The 16,205-nt window shown below is 62.0% G+C and carries 13 protein-coding genes and 1 tRNA gene; 3 read left to right on the top strand and 11 right to left on the bottom strand.

The features are described 5' to 3' along the window. The 8 genes from Q3Y64_RS16780 to Q3Y64_RS16745 form a co-directional block, all read right to left on the bottom strand. On the bottom strand, nt 1-500 hold a 500-nt coding region (locus Q3Y64_RS16780), incomplete at its 3' end, for a transposase (RefSeq protein ID WP_303563572.1). A gap of 193 nt (nt 501-693) precedes the next feature. Next, on the bottom strand, nt 694-1,047 hold the full coding sequence (locus tag Q3Y64_RS16775) for a VanZ family protein (RefSeq protein ID WP_303563570.1): 354 nt from the start codon (nt 1,045-1,047) through the stop codon (nt 694-696). Between the two features lie 550 nt (nt 1,048-1,597). Next, a complete protein-coding gene (locus Q3Y64_RS16770) occupies nt 1,598-3,001 on the bottom strand; it encodes an undecaprenyl-phosphate glucose phosphotransferase (RefSeq protein ID WP_303563567.1) in 1,404 nt (467 codons plus the stop codon). Between the two features lie 68 nt (nt 3,002-3,069). After that, entirely contained in the window at nt 3,070-3,864 is a 795-nt protein-coding gene (gene rsmA / locus Q3Y64_RS16765; protein WP_101941560.1) for a 16S rRNA (adenine(1518)-N(6)/adenine(1519)-N(6))-dimethyltransferase RsmA, read from the bottom strand. A gap of 201 nt (nt 3,865-4,065) precedes the next feature. Continuing rightward, entirely contained in the window at nt 4,066-4,971 is a 906-nt protein-coding gene (locus Q3Y64_RS16760; protein WP_101941561.1) for a patatin-like phospholipase family protein, read from the bottom strand. Nucleotides 4,972-4,978: 7 nt separating this feature from the next. After that, on the bottom strand, nt 4,979-5,971 hold the full coding sequence (pdxA, locus tag Q3Y64_RS16755) for a 4-hydroxythreonine-4-phosphate dehydrogenase PdxA (protein ID WP_303563563.1): 993 nt from the start codon (nt 5,969-5,971) through the stop codon (nt 4,979-4,981). Nucleotides 5,972-5,990: 19 nt separating this feature from the next. After that, nucleotides 5,991-7,268, bottom strand: coding sequence for a peptidylprolyl isomerase (locus tag Q3Y64_RS16750; protein WP_303563561.1), 1,278 nt, complete (start codon nt 7,266-7,268; stop codon nt 5,991-5,993). A 42-nt stretch (nt 7,269-7,310) separates the two neighbouring features. Further along, nucleotides 7,311-9,647, bottom strand: a complete 2,337-nt coding sequence (locus tag Q3Y64_RS16745; RefSeq protein WP_303563559.1) for an LPS-assembly protein LptD — start codon at nt 9,645-9,647, stop codon at nt 7,311-7,313. A gap of 108 nt (nt 9,648-9,755) precedes the next feature. Here Q3Y64_RS16745 and Q3Y64_RS16740 point away from each other — a divergent pair, with 108 nt between their 5' ends. After that, entirely contained in the window at nt 9,756-10,751 is a 996-nt protein-coding gene (locus Q3Y64_RS16740; RefSeq protein WP_303563558.1) for an aminoglycoside phosphotransferase family protein, read from the top strand. After that, complete coding sequence (locus tag Q3Y64_RS16735; RefSeq protein ID WP_303563556.1) at nt 10,735-11,082, top strand: nucleotide pyrophosphohydrolase; 348 nt, start codon at nt 10,735-10,737, stop codon at nt 11,080-11,082. Before Q3Y64_RS16740 ends, Q3Y64_RS16735 begins: the two co-directional genes overlap by 17 nt. A gap of 80 nt (nt 11,083-11,162) precedes the next feature. On the opposite strand, the gene rlmB is transcribed toward Q3Y64_RS16735, so the two are convergent. Together rlmB and rnr are read right to left on the bottom strand one after the other, a co-directional pair. Further along, nucleotides 11,163-11,900: a 23S rRNA (guanosine(2251)-2'-O)-methyltransferase RlmB gene (gene rlmB / locus Q3Y64_RS16730; protein WP_101941567.1), complete on the bottom strand. Its 738-nt coding sequence runs from the start codon at nt 11,898-11,900 to the stop codon at nt 11,163-11,165. Further along, nucleotides 11,893-14,559 carry a ribonuclease R gene (rnr, locus tag Q3Y64_RS16725; RefSeq protein ID WP_303563553.1) on the bottom strand — a complete coding sequence of 889 codons (2,667 nt, stop codon included), beginning with the start codon at nt 14,557-14,559 and terminating at the stop codon, nt 11,893-11,895. Before rnr ends, rlmB begins: the two co-directional genes overlap by 8 nt. 75 nt (nt 14,560-14,634) lie before the next feature. Between rnr and Q3Y64_RS16720 the strand changes: the two genes are divergently transcribed. Then, nucleotides 14,635-14,719: transfer RNA gene (locus Q3Y64_RS16720), tRNA-Leu, on the top strand. Between the two features lie 164 nt (nt 14,720-14,883). Here the strand turns inward: Q3Y64_RS16720 and Q3Y64_RS16715 are convergent. Next, nucleotides 14,884-16,194: an adenylosuccinate synthase gene (locus Q3Y64_RS16715; protein WP_303563550.1), complete on the bottom strand. Its 1,311-nt coding sequence runs from the start codon at nt 16,192-16,194 to the stop codon at nt 14,884-14,886. Nucleotides 16,195-16,205 lie beyond the last annotated feature (11 nt).

Raw genomic sequence — 16,205 nt, 5'->3', positions numbered from 1 at the left:
AGCACGATGCGGTCTGAACCTTTGCCGATCTGGCGCATCTGCTCGGCGATGATGAAGCGGTGCTCTTCGTTGGTGACGACGATCGGCTTGGCAATCTCGGCGGCAAAGCCTTCGAGGCGGCGCGCGGTGATCTGCAGCAGGGATTCAGGGCCCGTCAGCGGCAGCAGCTGCTTGGGGTAGGTTTCGCGCGAGGCGGGCCACAGGCGGGTGCCATGGGTGGCATTGATTTCCCTTGCACTCCGGCCCTTCAGGTGCCGGATTACATCGCTCAATTCAACTTCCTGACTCAGTTCGAAGAGCCAGTGCAGATGATCTGGCATTACTACCCACGCAAGCGAATTGACCAAAGCTTGCTCATGCAAGGTTTTCAGGGTTCGTACGACTATCCGGGCGGATTGAAAATCGGCAAACACAGGTCGTCGTGATTCAGTAACCGTGGTGACGAGATAAACGCGCCCCGCTTCGGAAACACGCCCTTTGCGTAGATGGGTGTAAGGCATAAGACCTTTCGGCGAACACGAGCAGACGGGAGGAAAGTACAGGCCCCCAGCTCACCGCAAAACAGCTACACCCACAGGGGCGGGGCCAAAGAAGTGCGGCTTGGGCCGCAAACAAGGGCCCGGCGCATTCTGTAGGTGCGGCTTTAGCCGCATAAACCCACTCCACCCCGGGCCCCGCTGGCCGAAGCCGGCCCTACAGCCGCGCCCGGATCTGTTGCTTGAGGATGCTCGCCAGGAGGACTCCAAGCGCAGCGCCGATGAGATCAGCAGCAAGATCGTCGAATCCTGCCTGGCGGCCTGGCAGGAAGATCTGGTGCAGTTCGTCCGCTGAGCCCAGGGCGAGCGCGGCGAGTACGGCCCAACCCCAGCGCCAGCCAATGCCGGCATGCAGGATGAAGGCAAAACCTGCGAAGACGGTGGCATGGGCGACCTTATCCCACGGTGGAGTGAAGAGCCCAACGGCATAGGGCTGAGCCCCGCCGATGAAAAGCCCGAGGACAATTGCCAGAGCTGCCAAGGTGGCAAGTAGGCGAAGGAATTTGGGCATGAGTGTGAGCACAGCAGATGGCATGAGGGCAAGAGAGGTGGAGTGTACGATGCAAATATCATGCCCTGGCTCTGTGACGGACAGGCATTTCACATTCGCCTTGCACCCTAGATTACCTGCGCAAGTGCGGTGGTTTTCGTAGGTGCGGTTTGGGCCGCAAACAATGGCCCAACGCGTTCTGTAGGTGCGGCTTCAGCCGCATAAACCCACTCCACCTCAGGCCCCGCCGGCTGAAGCCGGCCCTACAAACCCCTACCCACCGGCCCGGTGACCTCCGTAGGTGCGGCTTTAGCCGCATAAACCCACTCCACCCCAGGCCCCGCCGGCTGAAGCCGGCCCTCCCCCCCCAACCACCGGCCCGATGACCGCTGTAGGTGCGGCTTCAGCCGCATGCCCCCTGCACCTCGAGCCCCGCCGGCTGAAGCCGGCCCTACAAACCCCCTACCCACCGGCCCCGTGACCTCCGTAGGTGCGGCTTCAGCCGCATAAACCCACTCCACCTCGGGCCCCGCCGGCTGAAGCCGGCCCTAGAAGGTCGAAACCGTGGTGTTCAGTAGGCGGTTTCGTCCTTGGCCATGAGGCCTACCGTACGCAGGATGATCTTGAGATCCAGCGCGAGCGACCAGTGCCGCAGGTAGTGGAGATCGAGAACGATGCGACGCTCCATTTTCTCGAGCGTGTCGGTTTCTCCCCGCGCGCCATTGACCTGCGCCCAGCCGGTGATGCCGGGCCGCACTTTGTGGCGGACCATATAGCCCTTGATGAGCTTGCGGTATTCCTCGTTGTGGGCCACGGCGTGCGGGCGCGGACCAACGATGCTCATGCGGCCCTGCAGGGCATTGATGAACTGGGGGAGTTCGTCGAGCGAGGTTTTGCGCAGGAAGGCGCCGACCCGGGTGATGCGGGCGTCGTTCTTGGTGGCTTGCTTGACGACCGAGCCGTTGTCGGTGGCCGTCATGGAGCGAAATTTGTAGACCAGCACTTCCTTGCCATCCAGGCCGTAACGGCGCTGCTTGAAGATGATCGGGCCAGGAGAGGAGAGCTTCACGGCAATCGCGCAGGCAAGCAGCACCGGCGAAATCAGGACGAGGATGATGGATGAGAGGATCACGTCTTCCAGACGTTTGATCACGCCATTCATGCCCCGGAAGGGGGTGTCGCACACGGCGACAACGGGCATGCCGCCGATCTGCTCGACACGGCCCTGGATGAGGTCGGTGACGAAGAGGTCTGGCGCAAAGTAGATGCTGGCGGTGGTGTCCTTGAGCTGATCGAGCAGCGCGAGGATGCGTGGCTGGGAGGCCATGGGCAGGGCGATGTAGATCTGGTCGATACCCTGGGCCTTGACGAATTGCCCCAGCTCGCTGACGGTGCCGAGCAGCGGGAGATCTGCGGAGCGCGGGCTCATGCGTTCGCGGGGACGATCATCGAAGAAGCCGCGAAAACGAATGCCGGCGTAGCGGTCGGTTTCGAAATGGCGGGCGAGCTCAACGCCCGTATCGTTGCCGCCAATGATCACAGCGCTGCGCTGGTTGCTGGCGAGTACGCGCTTGAGCATCTGGCGGGCGGCTTCGTGAGCGAGCAGCAAGGCAAGCAAGGTGCCGACCTGCCAGACCGCGATCACGCCCTGATGGTAGTAATGCAGATAGCCGGTGGTGTGGCCGAACACGAGCAGCGTGAAACACAGCGTGAGCCAGGCCAGCGCGGCTTTGCCGGCCATGCGCCAGCGGTCTTCGGAGATGCGCAGGATGCCCGGGAAGAGCAGCAGGAAGGTCATCAGCGAGAGCGCCAGATAATGGCGGTCGAAGCTCTGGCCGAACCAGGCTACGCTGGCGGCCAGACTGAGCACGGCGATGCTGGGGCCGAGCAGGGTTTCGACGATCCCGACGAGGGGATAGCGGCTGCGAAGACTATCTTCCTGCCCCAGCCAGGAGAAGGAGGCTGCGGTTCTCATTGTGGGTGTTTCCCCGGATTGTTGGTCTGGAGAATGCCACGCTGTGCCGCAAAAGGATTGGAACTATTTCACGCGCCGGCTGATTCCGCGCGAGCGGAGAGGTAGTCGGCCATGCGCACGTATTCGGCTACGCCGAGGGTTTCGCCGCGCGCCTGTGGGTTGATGCCCAGCGCGACAAAATCTTCGTCCGAACATAGCTCGCGCAAGGTGTTGCGCAGCGTCTTGCGGCGCTGGCCGAAGGCGGCGGTCACGATGCGCCCGAGCAGGGCTTCATCGCGACAGGCGCATTCGCTGGCGGGCTTGGGCTGCATGTACACGATGGCCGAGGTGACCTTGGGCGCCGGCTTGAAAGCGGTGGGCGGCACATCGAACAGGCTGGCCATGCTGAAGCGGTATTGCAGCATCACCGAGAGGCGGCCGTAGGCTTCGGTATCAGGCTCAGCCACCATGCGGTCGACGACTTCCTTCTGCAGCATGAAGGTCATGTCGCGTACGCGCTCGGCATAGCTGGCGAAGTGGAACAACAGCGGCGTGGAGATGTTGTAGGGCAGATTGCCGACGACCCGCAGCGGTGCCGGCAAGGTGCTGAAATCGAACTTGAGTGCGTCGCCTTCATGGATGGTGATCTGCGCCGGCGACCAGGTTTCCTTGAGCCGGGCAATCAGATCACGATCGATCTCGACCACATGCAGATGACCACACCCCGCCTGCAGTGGCACGGTGATAGCACCCAGGCCCGGCCCGATCTCGACGATGTGCTCGCCCTTTTTGGGCGCAATCGCCGTGATGATCTGGCGGATGATGTTGGGGTCAGAGAGGAAGTTCTGCCCGAAGCGTTTGCGGGCGATATGGCCTTGAGGCATTGGAAATCCTTGGTGATCAGGGCGGGATTCTACCCTGCCCGACGCTACAGGCCGTAGTTGTGCGGCAGCCAGGCTCAGCAGCAAAGCCCACTCCACCCCGGGCCCTATGCATTTCGTAGGTGCGGCTTTAGCCGCATACAAGGGCTCGACGCGTTCTGTAGGTGCGGCTTCAGCCGCATCCCCCCACGTGGCGCCCGATCCCTACATTCGCGCGGCGATCTTTTCCTTGATCTTCGGTACCGCTGCGAAGCCGGCCTGCTCGCCGCGCAGGATGGCTTCGTGGCGTTGCTGGAAGTTGGCGAGCGGCAGGCCGCTGGTATCCGGGCGGATCACCACGTCGGCATCGCGCAATTCGAAGCCGCCGATGCTCACGCCCATGATGGAGATGGTGTCGAGCAGGATGTCCACGCTGCCTTGATTGCGTTTGCCGGAGGGACGACCGGAGATGTCGACCGCGATCACGATATCGGCACCGAGCTGGCGTGCGGCGCGCACCGGCACCGGGCTGGTAAGGCCGCCATCGACGTATTCCTTGCTGCGGATCACGACCGGCGAAAACACGCCCGGCACTGCGGACGAGGCGCGCACAGCGGTGCCCACGTTGCCAGTCACGAATACCGCTGGCTGACCTTCGGCAAGATCGGTGGCCACCGCCGCGAACTTGCGCTTGAGGCCTTCGATCGGCCGGCCGGCCACTTGCTGGTTGATGAATTTCTCCAGCGCTTCGCCCTTGAGGAAGCCACGCTCGAAAATGGCCCAGTCCGTGAGGGCGCTTTCGTCCATCTGGAAGGCGAGCTTCTGCAGCGCGAAGGCATCGTTCCCGGCGGCATACAGCGCGCCCACCGCGCTGCCAGCACTGGTGCCGACAACGATATCCGGCACGATGCCCTGGGTTTCGAGCGCCTTGATCACGCCAATATGGGCGAAGCCACGCGCAGCCCCGCCGCCGAGCGCGATCGCCACCTTGGGGCGCGGCTTGGGCTGTGGCATCACGACGGCAACCGGCGCAGACGCCACCGGGCGCGGCACTTCAGGCTCGGGGCGGGTGTTGCCGAAAGTACAGGCGGCCAGCAACAGGAGGCTGGCAAGTGAGAGCAGGTGTTTCATGACGGGTTCAGGGTTGCGTGGCAATCATCGCCAGCGCGCAATCGACCGCGGCAAACAGGCTGCCCGGATCGGCAAGGCCGCTGCCGGCAAGGTCGAGAGCGGTGCCGTGATCCACCGAAGTACGGATGATGGGCAGGCCCAGGGTGATGTTGATGCCGCCGCCAAAGGTGGCGAACTTGAGCACCGGCAAGCCCTGGTCGTGATACATGGCGAGCACGGCATCGCCACGCGCGAGCTGGCGCGGGGTGAACAAGGTGTCAGCCGGCAGCGGTCCGATGAGTTGCATGCCTTCGGCGCGCAGGCGCTCGAGCACCGGATTGAGGATGTCGATCTCTTCACGCCCCATGTGACCGCCCTCGCCCGCATGTGGATTGAGGCCGGCAACGAGAATGCGCGGCTTCGCGAGCCCAAACTTGTCGCGCAGATCGGTGTGCAGGATGCGCAGCACGGCTTCAAGCTCTTCTGCGCTGACGAAAGCCGGCACATCCTTGAGTGCGAGATGGGTACTGGCGAGCGCCACCCGCATCCACGGACGTGGCTCGGAGCCGTACTGCCCGGCCAGCATCATCACGACGCGCGGCGTACCGGTGCGTTCGGCGAGGTATTCGGTATGGCCGGAGAAGGGAATGCCTGCGTCATTGATGACGCTTTTCTGCACGGGCGCGGTGACCATGGCGGCGAACTCGCCACTGATGCAGCCGGCGATGGCGCAATCGAGGGTCTGCAGCACATAGCGGGCATTGCTCACATTTAGCTGACCAGCCACGGCAGGCGTGGCAAGCGGCACATGCAGCACTTCGAGCCCACGCGCTACGGGTTCAACGCAGGCAGTGTAAGGCTGCCAGGCGATGCCAGGGCAGCGTTCCGCGAGCAGGGCCTGATCACCGATCACCACAATGCGTACCGGCCACTCGCGCTGCGCCAGCGCTGCGCAGAGCTCAGGCCCCACCCCGGCGGGCTCGCCGGAGGTGATCACGATCACGGGGCGTTTCGATGCCATGCAAACGACCCCTTGAAACTTATTCGGGCTTGATTTCGACGTAGGCAGTATCACGCACCTGGCGCAGCCACTCTTCAGCAGCATCGCCAATCTTGCGCTCGCGCACCGCCTGACGCGCGGCAAACTTGCGCTGGTCAGCGGTGACGTCCATCTTGCGGCGCTCGAGCACCTGGATCAGGTGCCAGCCGAAGGGGCTGGCCACCACGCCACTGAGTTCGCCCGGCTTGAGGGCATTCATGGCGCGATCGAACTCCGGCACGGTTTCGCCAGCGTTCAGCCAGCCCAGATCGCCGCCCTTGGCAGAGGTCAGATCGGAGGAGTGAACCTTGGCCATTTCTGCGAAATCGGTGCCGTTGCGGATGCGCTCGGCCAGATCTTCGAGGCGGTGAATGGCCTGGGCTTCGCCGACCACGTCGGTGGTACGGATCAGGATGTGACGTGCGTGGGTCTGCTCCACCTCGACCTTGGCTTCAGCCTTGGCGCGCACATCCAGCAGCTTGAAGATGTGCAGGCCTACCGGGCTGCGCAGGATCTTGCTCACGTCGCCCTTCTGCATTTCGGCCATTCGGTCGGCAAACAGGGGCGGCAGGCTTTCAATACTGCGCCAGTCAATCAGGCCGCCCTGCATTGCATCCTGGGCATTGGAGTAGGTGGCGGCGAGCTTGCGAAAGTCTTCACCGGCACGGATCTGGCGCATGACTTCTTCCGCCTTCTTACCCAGCGCCATCCATTGTTCGGGGGTTGCCGCTTCCGGCGCGCGCAGCAGTATGTGGGTCAGCTGGTATTCCTGGCCCTTGGCTTCCTGCGCCGTGGCTTGCAGCACGGCAGCCACTTCAGCATCCGTCACAGTGATCGTCGCATCCACCTCACGCTCACGGAGGCGCGCCATGACGATTTCGTTGCGGATGTTTTCGCGGAACTGTTGCCAGTCCAGCCCTTCCTTGGTCACAGCCTTGCTCAGTTCGGCCGGCGCAATCTTGTTCTGCTCGGCGATCCGTTGCAGCGAGCGATCCAGTGTGACGTCATCCACACTGAGACCACGCTGCTTGGCCATCTGCAGTTGCAAGCGCTCCATCACGATGCGATCGAGCACCTGCGAGCGCAGTTGCGAGGCAGCAGGCTTCGGCGTGCCCTGCCCGGCAAGCTGGCGCTCCACCTGTTGAATACGGGCACGCAGTTCGGAGGCCAGCACGACTTCGTCATTCACCACTGCGACCACGCGGTCGAGTTCGGCAGCCTGCACGCACAAGGGCAGCAGGACGAGAGCCAATGCGGCTCGAAACATGGACTTCTTCATGGGGGTTCCGGACATGCTCAGGAAATCGGGTTCAGGCGGGCATCAATCCCCGAACTTGGGGTCGCCCACGCCGGGATCGTTGATCTTGCCATAACCGCTCACGCTACGCTTGAGCAGGTTGACCGGGTTTGACCCCACAGAGGCCAGACCGTTGAATTCGATCTGCAGGAAGATCGAGGTGTTCTTCTCATTCTCGTTGGTGACCAGCGATTGCCAGACCGTGCGGAAGACCCAGCAATCGGCCTTGTACTCCAGGCCGGCGATGATCTCGCTGGTGCGGTGATCGCGCAGGTTGCGATCATAGCGGCCCACGCCATACCAGCCGCCCCACAGGGGCCACTGGCCGGACACATCAACACTGCGGAACTGGTCACGCTGATAGCGGTAGCTCGCCGACAGGGCCTTGGACAACCCGGGCTGGTAACGCAAGCCAGTCACCGCGCGCTCCCACAGCCCTACGCGCGGATCGTACTGGAGCACGGTTTCGGCCCACAGATCGCTATGCACCCGGCCCGCCACACCGCCAAGCAGGTTGGCCGTGCTGCCGGTGCGCAGGGTTTCACCCGGCAGGGAAACACGCTGATCCGCGAAGTAGTAACGCTGGGCCAGCGCGGCGCGCAACCACTCCTCACCACTGGAGGCATCGATCATGCGCGACTGCACACCGGCGGTCAGCTGGTTGGAATCCGCGATCCGGTCGCTCCCCGAGTAGGTGTTCTCGGAGAAGATCTGCGCAAAGTTGAAGTCCGCCCTAGCCGTATCGAAAACCGGAATGTCAGTCTGGTCGCGATAGGCAGCCTTCACATAGTAGAGGCGCGGCTCAAGGGTCTGGACCTGGGCCGTATCGCCGATCTGGGTGTCGCGCTCGAAGATCAGGCCGGAATCAAGCGACATGATCGGCACCTGGCGCCGCATGGCCGCCTGACCATCGGTGGTCGTGCGGTCCACGTTGTAACGCGTGGCATGCAGGCCCATTTTCGGGATTACGAAAGAGGACGAGCTCTCCATCGGGTAGGACACTTGCGGATAGGCCACGGTGCGGCGACCGTCCGGCTGGGTCTGGGTCGTTCCCGGCACCGGCGTGGAGTGCGAAAAACTGGTGTACTCCATCGGCAGGGTGAAGGCGAAGCCGTGGAAATCCGGCTGGCGTGCCGTCAAGGAGAGAGAGGGCTGGCGGTTATAGGGAGACGCCCCCTCCAGAACCTGATAGCGCTGCACCAGCAGGTTGCCGGACAGCCAGGATCCGCTGTTGTAGCCGAGCGTAGCCTGCTGCAAGAGGGTGGATTGCGAAGTTGCCGTGACACGGGAACTCAGATCATCAAAGTAGGTGCGATCGGATACCCGCGTGGCATCCACGTCGGCGGTGAAACCATTGCCCAGATTCTGATTGTGACGCCAGCTGGCCAGCGAGCGGCTGGTCTTGTCTTCCTTGTCCTCCGGCAGGACTTCTGCCTTGAGTGTGCCGGTACTGACTCCCGTCAGGTAGCGCCCTTCACCCGCCAGTTGCAGGCCACGCTTGCTCATCCAGCGCGGCGCGAAGGTGGCATCGTAATTGGGGGCAAGATTGAAGTAATACGGCAGGTAGGCATCAAAGCCCGTATTGCTGGTGGCGCCGATGGTTGGCGGCAGGATGCCGGACTGGCGCCCGCCGGACAAAGGAAAGTCCATCCACGGCGCATATGCGATCGGCACGCCCTTGAAGACCAGTGAGCTGTGTGTAGCCTCGCCCTTGTCGCGATCGAAATCGAGATCCAGATCGCTCATGCGCAGATACCAGGAGGGGTCTGGTGCCGGGCAGGTGGTATAGGTCGCATTCTTCATGCGGTACTGGTTCTCGCCCTCCAGCATGAGCTGGTCAGCCTGGCCTGTGCCACGTACGATCTGCGTGACCGGTCCATCAGACTGAGCGTTGCGGCCACTCGAGGCCGACACTTTCCGCTGCCGCTGAAGAACATAGGACGGCGTCTCGAACTCACCAAAGAGAGTGTCCAGATTCACCCGGGCTTTCGGCCCTTCGATCTCGTCATCGCCACGCTTGAGCTTGACGTTGCCTTCTGCAAACACCTCGTTGCTGACTTGATCGAACAACAGGCGATCACTGTTCAGCAGCAGATTGTCGCGTTGCAGGCGCACGTTGTTGGTGGCATTCAACCGCACCTGGTCCACACCATCGATCTTCTCGGCGTCGATACGGGTACTGCCCGGGGTGGATTGGGTTGCGCCAGGCTCGATGACCGGACGCAGTACGGTGGTACTGGGTCGGGCTTCGGGGGTCGACGCGGTCTGTGCGTTGGCCAGCAAGGGCATGGCCGCCCACACAGCGATCACCAGCTGGCGCCGGAGGGGCAGGTCCTGATGCATGACTCGGGTTCGTTCCATGAAAGCCTTGCTGCAGCAGATCAAAGAATCCGGCAAGGAGAGCCGGGCGGGTTTGCTAAGATTGCCGGGCATTTTACATGAGCACAGCACCAGCACCGGAGCCTTCACTTGGAACGTCTGCAACAAATTCACGCCTGGTTGGAGAAATGCCTGCCCGGCAAGCGCTTCAGCCTTGCCCCGGCCTCGGCCGACGCCAGCTTTCGCCGCTACTTTCGGGCCACGCTCGAGGATGGCAGCACCCACATTGTCATGGATGCGCCGCCCAGCCATGAGGACTGTCGCCCCTATCTTAAGGTAGCGCGTCTTTTCCACGACGCCGGCGTGCATGTGCCTGAGGTTTTCGCCGAGGATCTGGAGCAAGGCTTCCTGCTGCTCTCCGATCTGGGCGGCAACACTTACCTCTCAGCGCTCACCCCAGCCAATGCCAACGAACTGTATGCCGACGCACTCGGCGCCCTGGCGGCCATCCAGCGCGCCAGCCGCCCCGGCGTGCTGCCCGAATACGATCACGCCCTGCTCTTGCGCGAACTGATGCTGTTCCCGGAATGGTATGTGGGCCGCCACAAGGGCGTGAGTCTTAGCGACGCAGAAATGGCCGAGCTACTGAAGGTTTTCGAAACCATCATGGCGGTCAACCTCGCCGAGCCTCAAGTCTTCGTACATCGTGACTACCACTGCCGCAACCTGATGGCCTCCAGCCCCAATCCGGGCGTACTGGACTTCCAGGATGCCGTGTATGGCCCGCTCACCTACGACTTGGCCTCGCTATTCAAGGATGCCTACATCCACCGGGACGAAGAACAAACGTTGGACTGGCTGGTGCGCTACTGGGAAATCGGTCGCCAACTCGGCCTGCCGGTGCGGCCGGACTTCAACGATTTCCATCGCGACTACGAATTCATGGGCGCCCAGCGCCACATCAAGGTGCTGGGCATTTTTGCCCGCCTCTATCATCGCGACGGCAAGGACGGTTATCTGAAAGACATGCCGCTGGTGATGCTCTATCTGAAAGCTACCTGCCGACGTTATCGCGAACTGAAACCCCTGCTGCGCCTGCTTGAGCGCCTGGAACCCGAGGAGCTGCAAATTGGCTACACCTTCTGAGTCGCGAGTCCTTGATACGGCAAGGCTGGAGTCCGTACTGACCGAATTCGCCCGTGTCCGCGACTGGGATCAGTACCACAATCCGCGCAACCTGATCCTCGCACTGACCGGCGAAGTCGGCGAACTGGCCGAGATTTTCCAGTGGCGAACTGACGCTGAAGCCGCGACGATCATGGAGAGCGAGAAAGCTGAGCACGTACGCCAGGAAGTGGCTGATGTCTTCCTGTATCTGATGCGCCTGGCCATGGTACTGGGCATCGATCTGGATGCAGCCGTACGCAACAAGATTGAGCTGAACGCGAAAAAATATCCGCCCAAACTCGAGCGCTGAGCCCCTTCTCTACGCAAAAAAAGCCGCCCGGATTCAGTCCGTGGCGGCTTTCTTTTGCTCACAGCCGAAGAATTCCCGGCTTAAGCGCCCCTCTGCCGCCGCGCCTCGAACAGGCAGATACCAGAAGCAACCGACACATTGAGGCTTTCGACCGAGCCATGCATCGGGATCTTCGCCAGTTCGTCACAGGTCTCGCGGGTGAGGCGGCGCAGGCCATCGCCCTCAGCACCGAGCACCCAAGCCACCGGCCCCTTCTGGTCGATTTCGTAGACCGTCTTCGTCGCTTCGCCCGCCGCGCCGATGCACCACACGCCGGCGTCCTGCAACTCGCGGAGCGTCCTCGCCAGATTCGTCACAACGATGTAAGGCACGGTATCCGCGGCGCCGCTCGCCACCTTGATCGCCGTGGCATTCAGGCCCACCGCACGATCCTTCGGCGCAATCACCGCATGCACGCCGGCCGCATCCGCCACACGCAGGCAGGCACCCAGGTTGTGCGGATCGGTGATGCCATCCAGTACCAGGATCAGGGCATTTTCGGTCAGGTCTTCAAGAATGTCCGAGAGGTGCAGCACCTTGTGGCGCGGATCAATCTTTGCCACCACACCCTGGTGGCGATGCGTGCCGGCCATGCCATCAAGCCGGGCAGCATCGGTCGGAATGATCCGCACCTTGGCCGCTTCGGCCTTGGCCAGCAGATCACGCGCACGCGCATCACCGCGCTGGGCGGCAACATGGATTTCGAGGATGGATTCCGGATCAACCCGCAGCTTGGCAGCGACGGCATGAAACCCATGAATGAAACGCGACTCAGCCACGACGGCTTCCTTTCTTGTTGGCAGTAGCGGTGCCGCGGCCGGCACCTGAATTCGTATTGCGCTCTGCCGACGCAGGCCTGGCTGCCGTACTACGCTTGCCAGAGCCGCCCAGCAGCACGGATTTCACACTCTCCAGCGGAGAGGACGGCACGCCTGCCAGATCACGCCAGCTCACCGGTTCGTCCTCACTGACAAGCTCCGGCACAACCGCTTTGGGCTTGGCCGGGCGGGCGGGCTTACGCGCTGGCACAACCTCCGGCACCTGCCGCTCGGCCTGCTGCGGTTCCACCTGACGCTCCCGCTCACGCGCGGTCTTACCGACGCGTTCGGTGGCGCGTGCCACGCCCTCAATCAGCCGGAAATCGATCTTGCGCGTTTCCAGATCCACCCGCACGAGCTCAACACTGACCCGGTCCGAGAGACGGAACTGCTGTCCGCTACGCTCACCAACCAGGGCATGACGGGCTTCGTCGTAGTGGAAATAGTCCGCCCCGAGATCGGAGATATGCACCAGACCTTCGACGAACAGATCGTCAAGGGTCACGAAGATACCAAAAGAGGTGACCGACGTAACTACGCCGTCGTACTGCTCACCGATCCGATCCTGCATGTAATAGCACTTGAGCCAGGTTTCGACATCGCGACTGGCCTCGTCGGCGCGCCGCTCGGTCTGCGAGCAATGCACGCCGATGTCTTCCCAAATACCGTTCTTGGCTGCAGAGGCGCGCTTCTTCTCCGCCTCACGTGCTGCCCGAGCAAAAGCCTCGTCTGGCTGCTTACCACCTTTTTTACGGCGCGTGTCCTTGAGCAGCTCGACCGGGCCGCTGGCGGGCTGGTATTTGCTCCCGCACAGCACCGCCTTGATCGCACGATGCACCAGCAAGTCCGGATAGCGCCGGATTGGTGAAGTGAAGTGGGTGTAGGCGTCGTAGGCAAGACCGAAGTGGCCAACATTCTCCGGGCTATACACCGCCTGCTGCATGGAGCGCAGCATCACCGTCTGGATCAGCTGGACGTCCGGACGCTCCTTGATCTTGTCGACCACCTTGGCGAAATCTGCCGCCCGCGGAGACTCGCCACCGCCCAGACCGAGCCCGAACTCAGCGAGGAATTCGCGCAGCTTTTCAAGCTTCTCGACGGTCGGGCTCTCATGCACCCGGTACAAGGCCGGATGCTTGTGCTTCTGCAGAAACTCGGAGGCACAGACGTTGGCCGCCAGCATGCACTCTTCGATCACACGGTGCGCATCATTGCGCGCCTCCGGCACGATGCGCTCGATCTTGCCTTCAGCATCGAAAACCATCTTGGTCTCGACCGTCTCGAATTCGATGGCACCACGCTTGGCACGGGCCTTGAGAAGGATGCGGAACAGTACATCGAGCGTTTCCAGATGCGGCACAAGCGGCGCATGCTCAGCCAGCAAGGCTTCATCCTTGCGGCCTTCTGCATCACCGTAAAGCATTGCCGCAACCTTGTTGTAAGTCAGGCGAGCGTGCGAGTACATCACCGCCGGATAGAAGCGATAGGCCTTGATCGCGCCGGTGGCGTTGATCGACATGTCGCACACCATGCACAGGCGCTCCACCTGCGGATTCAGCGAGCACAAGCCGTTGGAGATTTTCTCCGGCAGCATCGGAATCACCCGGCGCGGGAAATACACCGAGTTACCGCGCTCCAGCCCTTCGCTGTCCAGCGCCGATCCAGGGGTCACGTAATGACTCACGTCGGCAATCGCCACCAGCAGACGATAACCACGGCCATCTTTCGCGCAGTACACGGCGTCATCGAAATCCTTGGCCGTCTCACCATCAATGGTCACCAGTGGCAGGTGGCGGATGTCCTCGCGCACGCCCCCCTCCCAGTTCCAGTCTTTCTTGCGCACCACATCCGGCAGCTTCTTGGCCTCCGCCTTCACCTCTTCCGAAAACTCGAAAGGCAGGTCGTGCTTGCGCAGCGCGATTTCGATCTCCATGCCGTCATCGGCATAGTTGCCCAAGGTTTCGATGATCTGGCCGATCGGCTGGCTGTGCTGGGTGGGCTGCTGAAGGAGATCAACCGTCACCACCTGTCCAGCCTTGGGCTTGATCTTGCCGCCGGGCGCCAACAGGATGCCCTGGCTGATCCGCCGGTTTTCCGGCAGCACCATGGCGACACCCGCCTCGACCTTCACGCGGCCCACCAGACGGGTATTCGCGCGCTCCAGAATTTCGATGATCTTGGCTTCGCGACGACCGCGCTGATCCACACCGATCACGCGCACCAGCGCCCGATCGCCATGCAGCACTTCACGCATCGCGCGCGGGCCGAGGAAGAGATCGGGGCTGCCATCGTCCGGCACCAGGAAGCCGAAGCCATCCGGATGGCCTTCAACGCGGCCGCCCATGAGGTCGGCCTTGTCCGGCAGGATGTAACTGCCACGCCGATTGCGCATCAACTGGCCGGCACGCTCCATGGCGCCCAGGCGGCGAGCGAAGTGTTCGCTCTCCTCGGGCAGGATCTCCAGTTCTGTCGCCAGCTCTTCGCCGGACAGCGGGCAGCCGGCCTGCTCAAGGATCTGCTCGATGTACTCGCGCGACGGCAGCGGGAATTCGTACTTCTCTGCCTCACGCGTAAAGAAGGGATCGGCGCGGCGGATTTTGGATACACGGGGTTTTTTCATGTTTTTCTTGTTCTCCTGTTGACTCATTCGTTCAGTTCTCTATAATGCCGGTCTTCGCTGCTTCTGCAGTGAATTGCCCAGGTGGCGAAATTGGTAGACGCGCTAGTTTCAGGTACTAGTGCCGCAAGGTGTGGAGGTTCGAGTCCTCTCCTGGGCACCAGATTCGCAGAGGAAAGCCAGCTCATCGAGCTGGCTTTTTTCTTTTGTGCGCCGGATGCGTAATGTTGCGTCAAATGTTACTCGTCGGTATGAATTAAAAATCGGGTTGAATCTGAATTGCAGAATGTTAAAGGCCGGCGGGAACGCCGGCCTTTTCTTTTTTGATCAGGCAGCAAACGGATGCTGCTTGAGGATTGTTTCATCACGCTCCGGGCCGGTCGACACGATCGCGATCGGCACTTCGCAGACTTCTTCAAGGCGGTTCAGATAGTTCTGCGCCTCCACCGGCAGCTCTTCCCAGCGCTTCACGCGGAAGGTCGTGCTCTTCCAGCCCGGCATGCTTTCATAGATCGGTTCGCAGGCGGCCACATCGTCCGCGCCGATCGGCAGCAGCTCAATCTTCTTGCCGTGCAGCATGTAGCCTGTGCAGATCTTCAGTTCATCCAGACCATCCAGCACATCCAGTTTGGTGATGCACAGACCAGTCAGCCCGTTAATGCGCGCCGAACGACGCAGCGCTGCCGCATCAAACCAGCCGCAGCGACGCTTGCGCCCGGTCACCGTGCCGAACTCGCGACCCACGGTCGACATCTGCTCGCCCGGCGTGCCCTTGGTCTCGATATCCAGCTCGCTCGGGAAAGGACCACCACCCACACGGGTGCAATAGGCTTTGGTGATGCCCAGCACGTAGTGCAGCATGCCCGGACCGACGCCCGCACCGGCAGCCGCCTGACCAGAGACGCAGTTCGACGAGGTCACGAACGGATAGGTGCCATGGTCGATGTCCAGCAAGGTGCCCTGGGCACCCTCAAAGAGCAGGTTCTGGCCTGCCTTGTTGGCGGCGTACAGATCGTCGGAAATGTCGGACACCATCGGGCGAATGGCCTCGGCGTCCTTCATGGCCTGATCAAACACGGTCTGGAAGTCCACAGGCTCGGCGCCCAGATACTGGGTCAGCACAAAGTTGTGATAGTCCAGCACTTCGCGCAGCTTGGAGGCAAAGCGCTCCGGATTGAACAGGTCATAGACGCGCAGGGCGCGACGTGCAACCTTGTCGGCGTAAGTCGGGCCAATTCCCTTGCCGGTCGTGCCAATCTTGTCGGCCGCGCACTTCTTGGCCTCACGCGCCTTGTCCAGCGCCGAGTGGTAAGCCAGGATCAGCGGACAGCCAGGGCTGACCTTCAGGCGCGAGCGCACCTCGATACCATCCTTCTCAAGAATCGCGATTTCGGAAAGCAGGTGATGGATATCCAGCACCACGCCGTTACCGATGTAGCACTGCACACCCTCGCGCACGATGCCCGAGGGCACGAGATTGAGCTTGTACTCCTTGTCACCGATCACCAGCGTGTGGCCAGCATTGTGACCACCCTGAAAACGCACCACGCCCTGCGCATGGTCAGTCAGCCAGTCGACGATCTTGCCCTTGCCTTCATCGCCCCACTGCGTGCCGACGACCACTACGTTCTTTGCCATTTGATTCTTCC

The organism is Uliginosibacterium sp. 31-12 (assembly GCF_030548425.1).
Classification (GTDB): Bacteria; Pseudomonadota; Gammaproteobacteria; order Burkholderiales; family Rhodocyclaceae; genus Uliginosibacterium; species Uliginosibacterium aquaticum.
This window is presented reverse-complemented; position numbering and strand designations above follow the sequence as displayed.

Bases quoted from the DNA above. Each gene is read 5' to 3' on its own strand.
- Q3Y64_RS16775 (WP_303563570.1), bottom strand. From the start codon at position 1,047: ATGCCCAAATTCCTTCGCCTACTTGCCACCTTGGCAGCTCTGGCAATT.
- Q3Y64_RS16770 (WP_303563567.1), bottom strand. From the start codon at position 3,001: ATGAGAACCGCAGCCTCCTTCTCCTGGCTGGGGCAGGAAGATAGTCTT.
- rsmA (WP_101941560.1), bottom strand. From the start codon at position 3,864: ATGCCTCAAGGCCATATCGCCCGCAAACGCTTCGGGCAGAACTTCCTC.
- Q3Y64_RS16760 (WP_101941561.1), bottom strand. From the start codon at position 4,971: ATGAAACACCTGCTCTCACTTGCCAGCCTCCTGTTGCTGGCCGCCTGT.
- pdxA (WP_303563563.1), bottom strand. From the start codon at position 5,971: ATGGCATCGAAACGCCCCGTGATCGTGATCACCTCCGGCGAGCCCGCC.
- Q3Y64_RS16750 (WP_303563561.1), bottom strand. From the start codon at position 7,268: ATGAAGAAGTCCATGTTTCGAGCCGCATTGGCTCTCGTCCTGCTGCCC.
- Q3Y64_RS16745 (WP_303563559.1), bottom strand. From the start codon at position 9,647: ATGGAACGAACCCGAGTCATGCATCAGGACCTGCCCCTCCGGCGCCAG.
- rnr (WP_303563553.1), bottom strand. From the start codon at position 14,559: ATGAAAAAACCCCGTGTATCCAAAATCCGCCGCGCCGATCCCTTCTTT.
- Q3Y64_RS16715 (WP_303563550.1), bottom strand. From the start codon at position 16,194: ATGGCAAAGAACGTAGTGGTCGTCGGCACGCAGTGGGGCGATGAAGGC.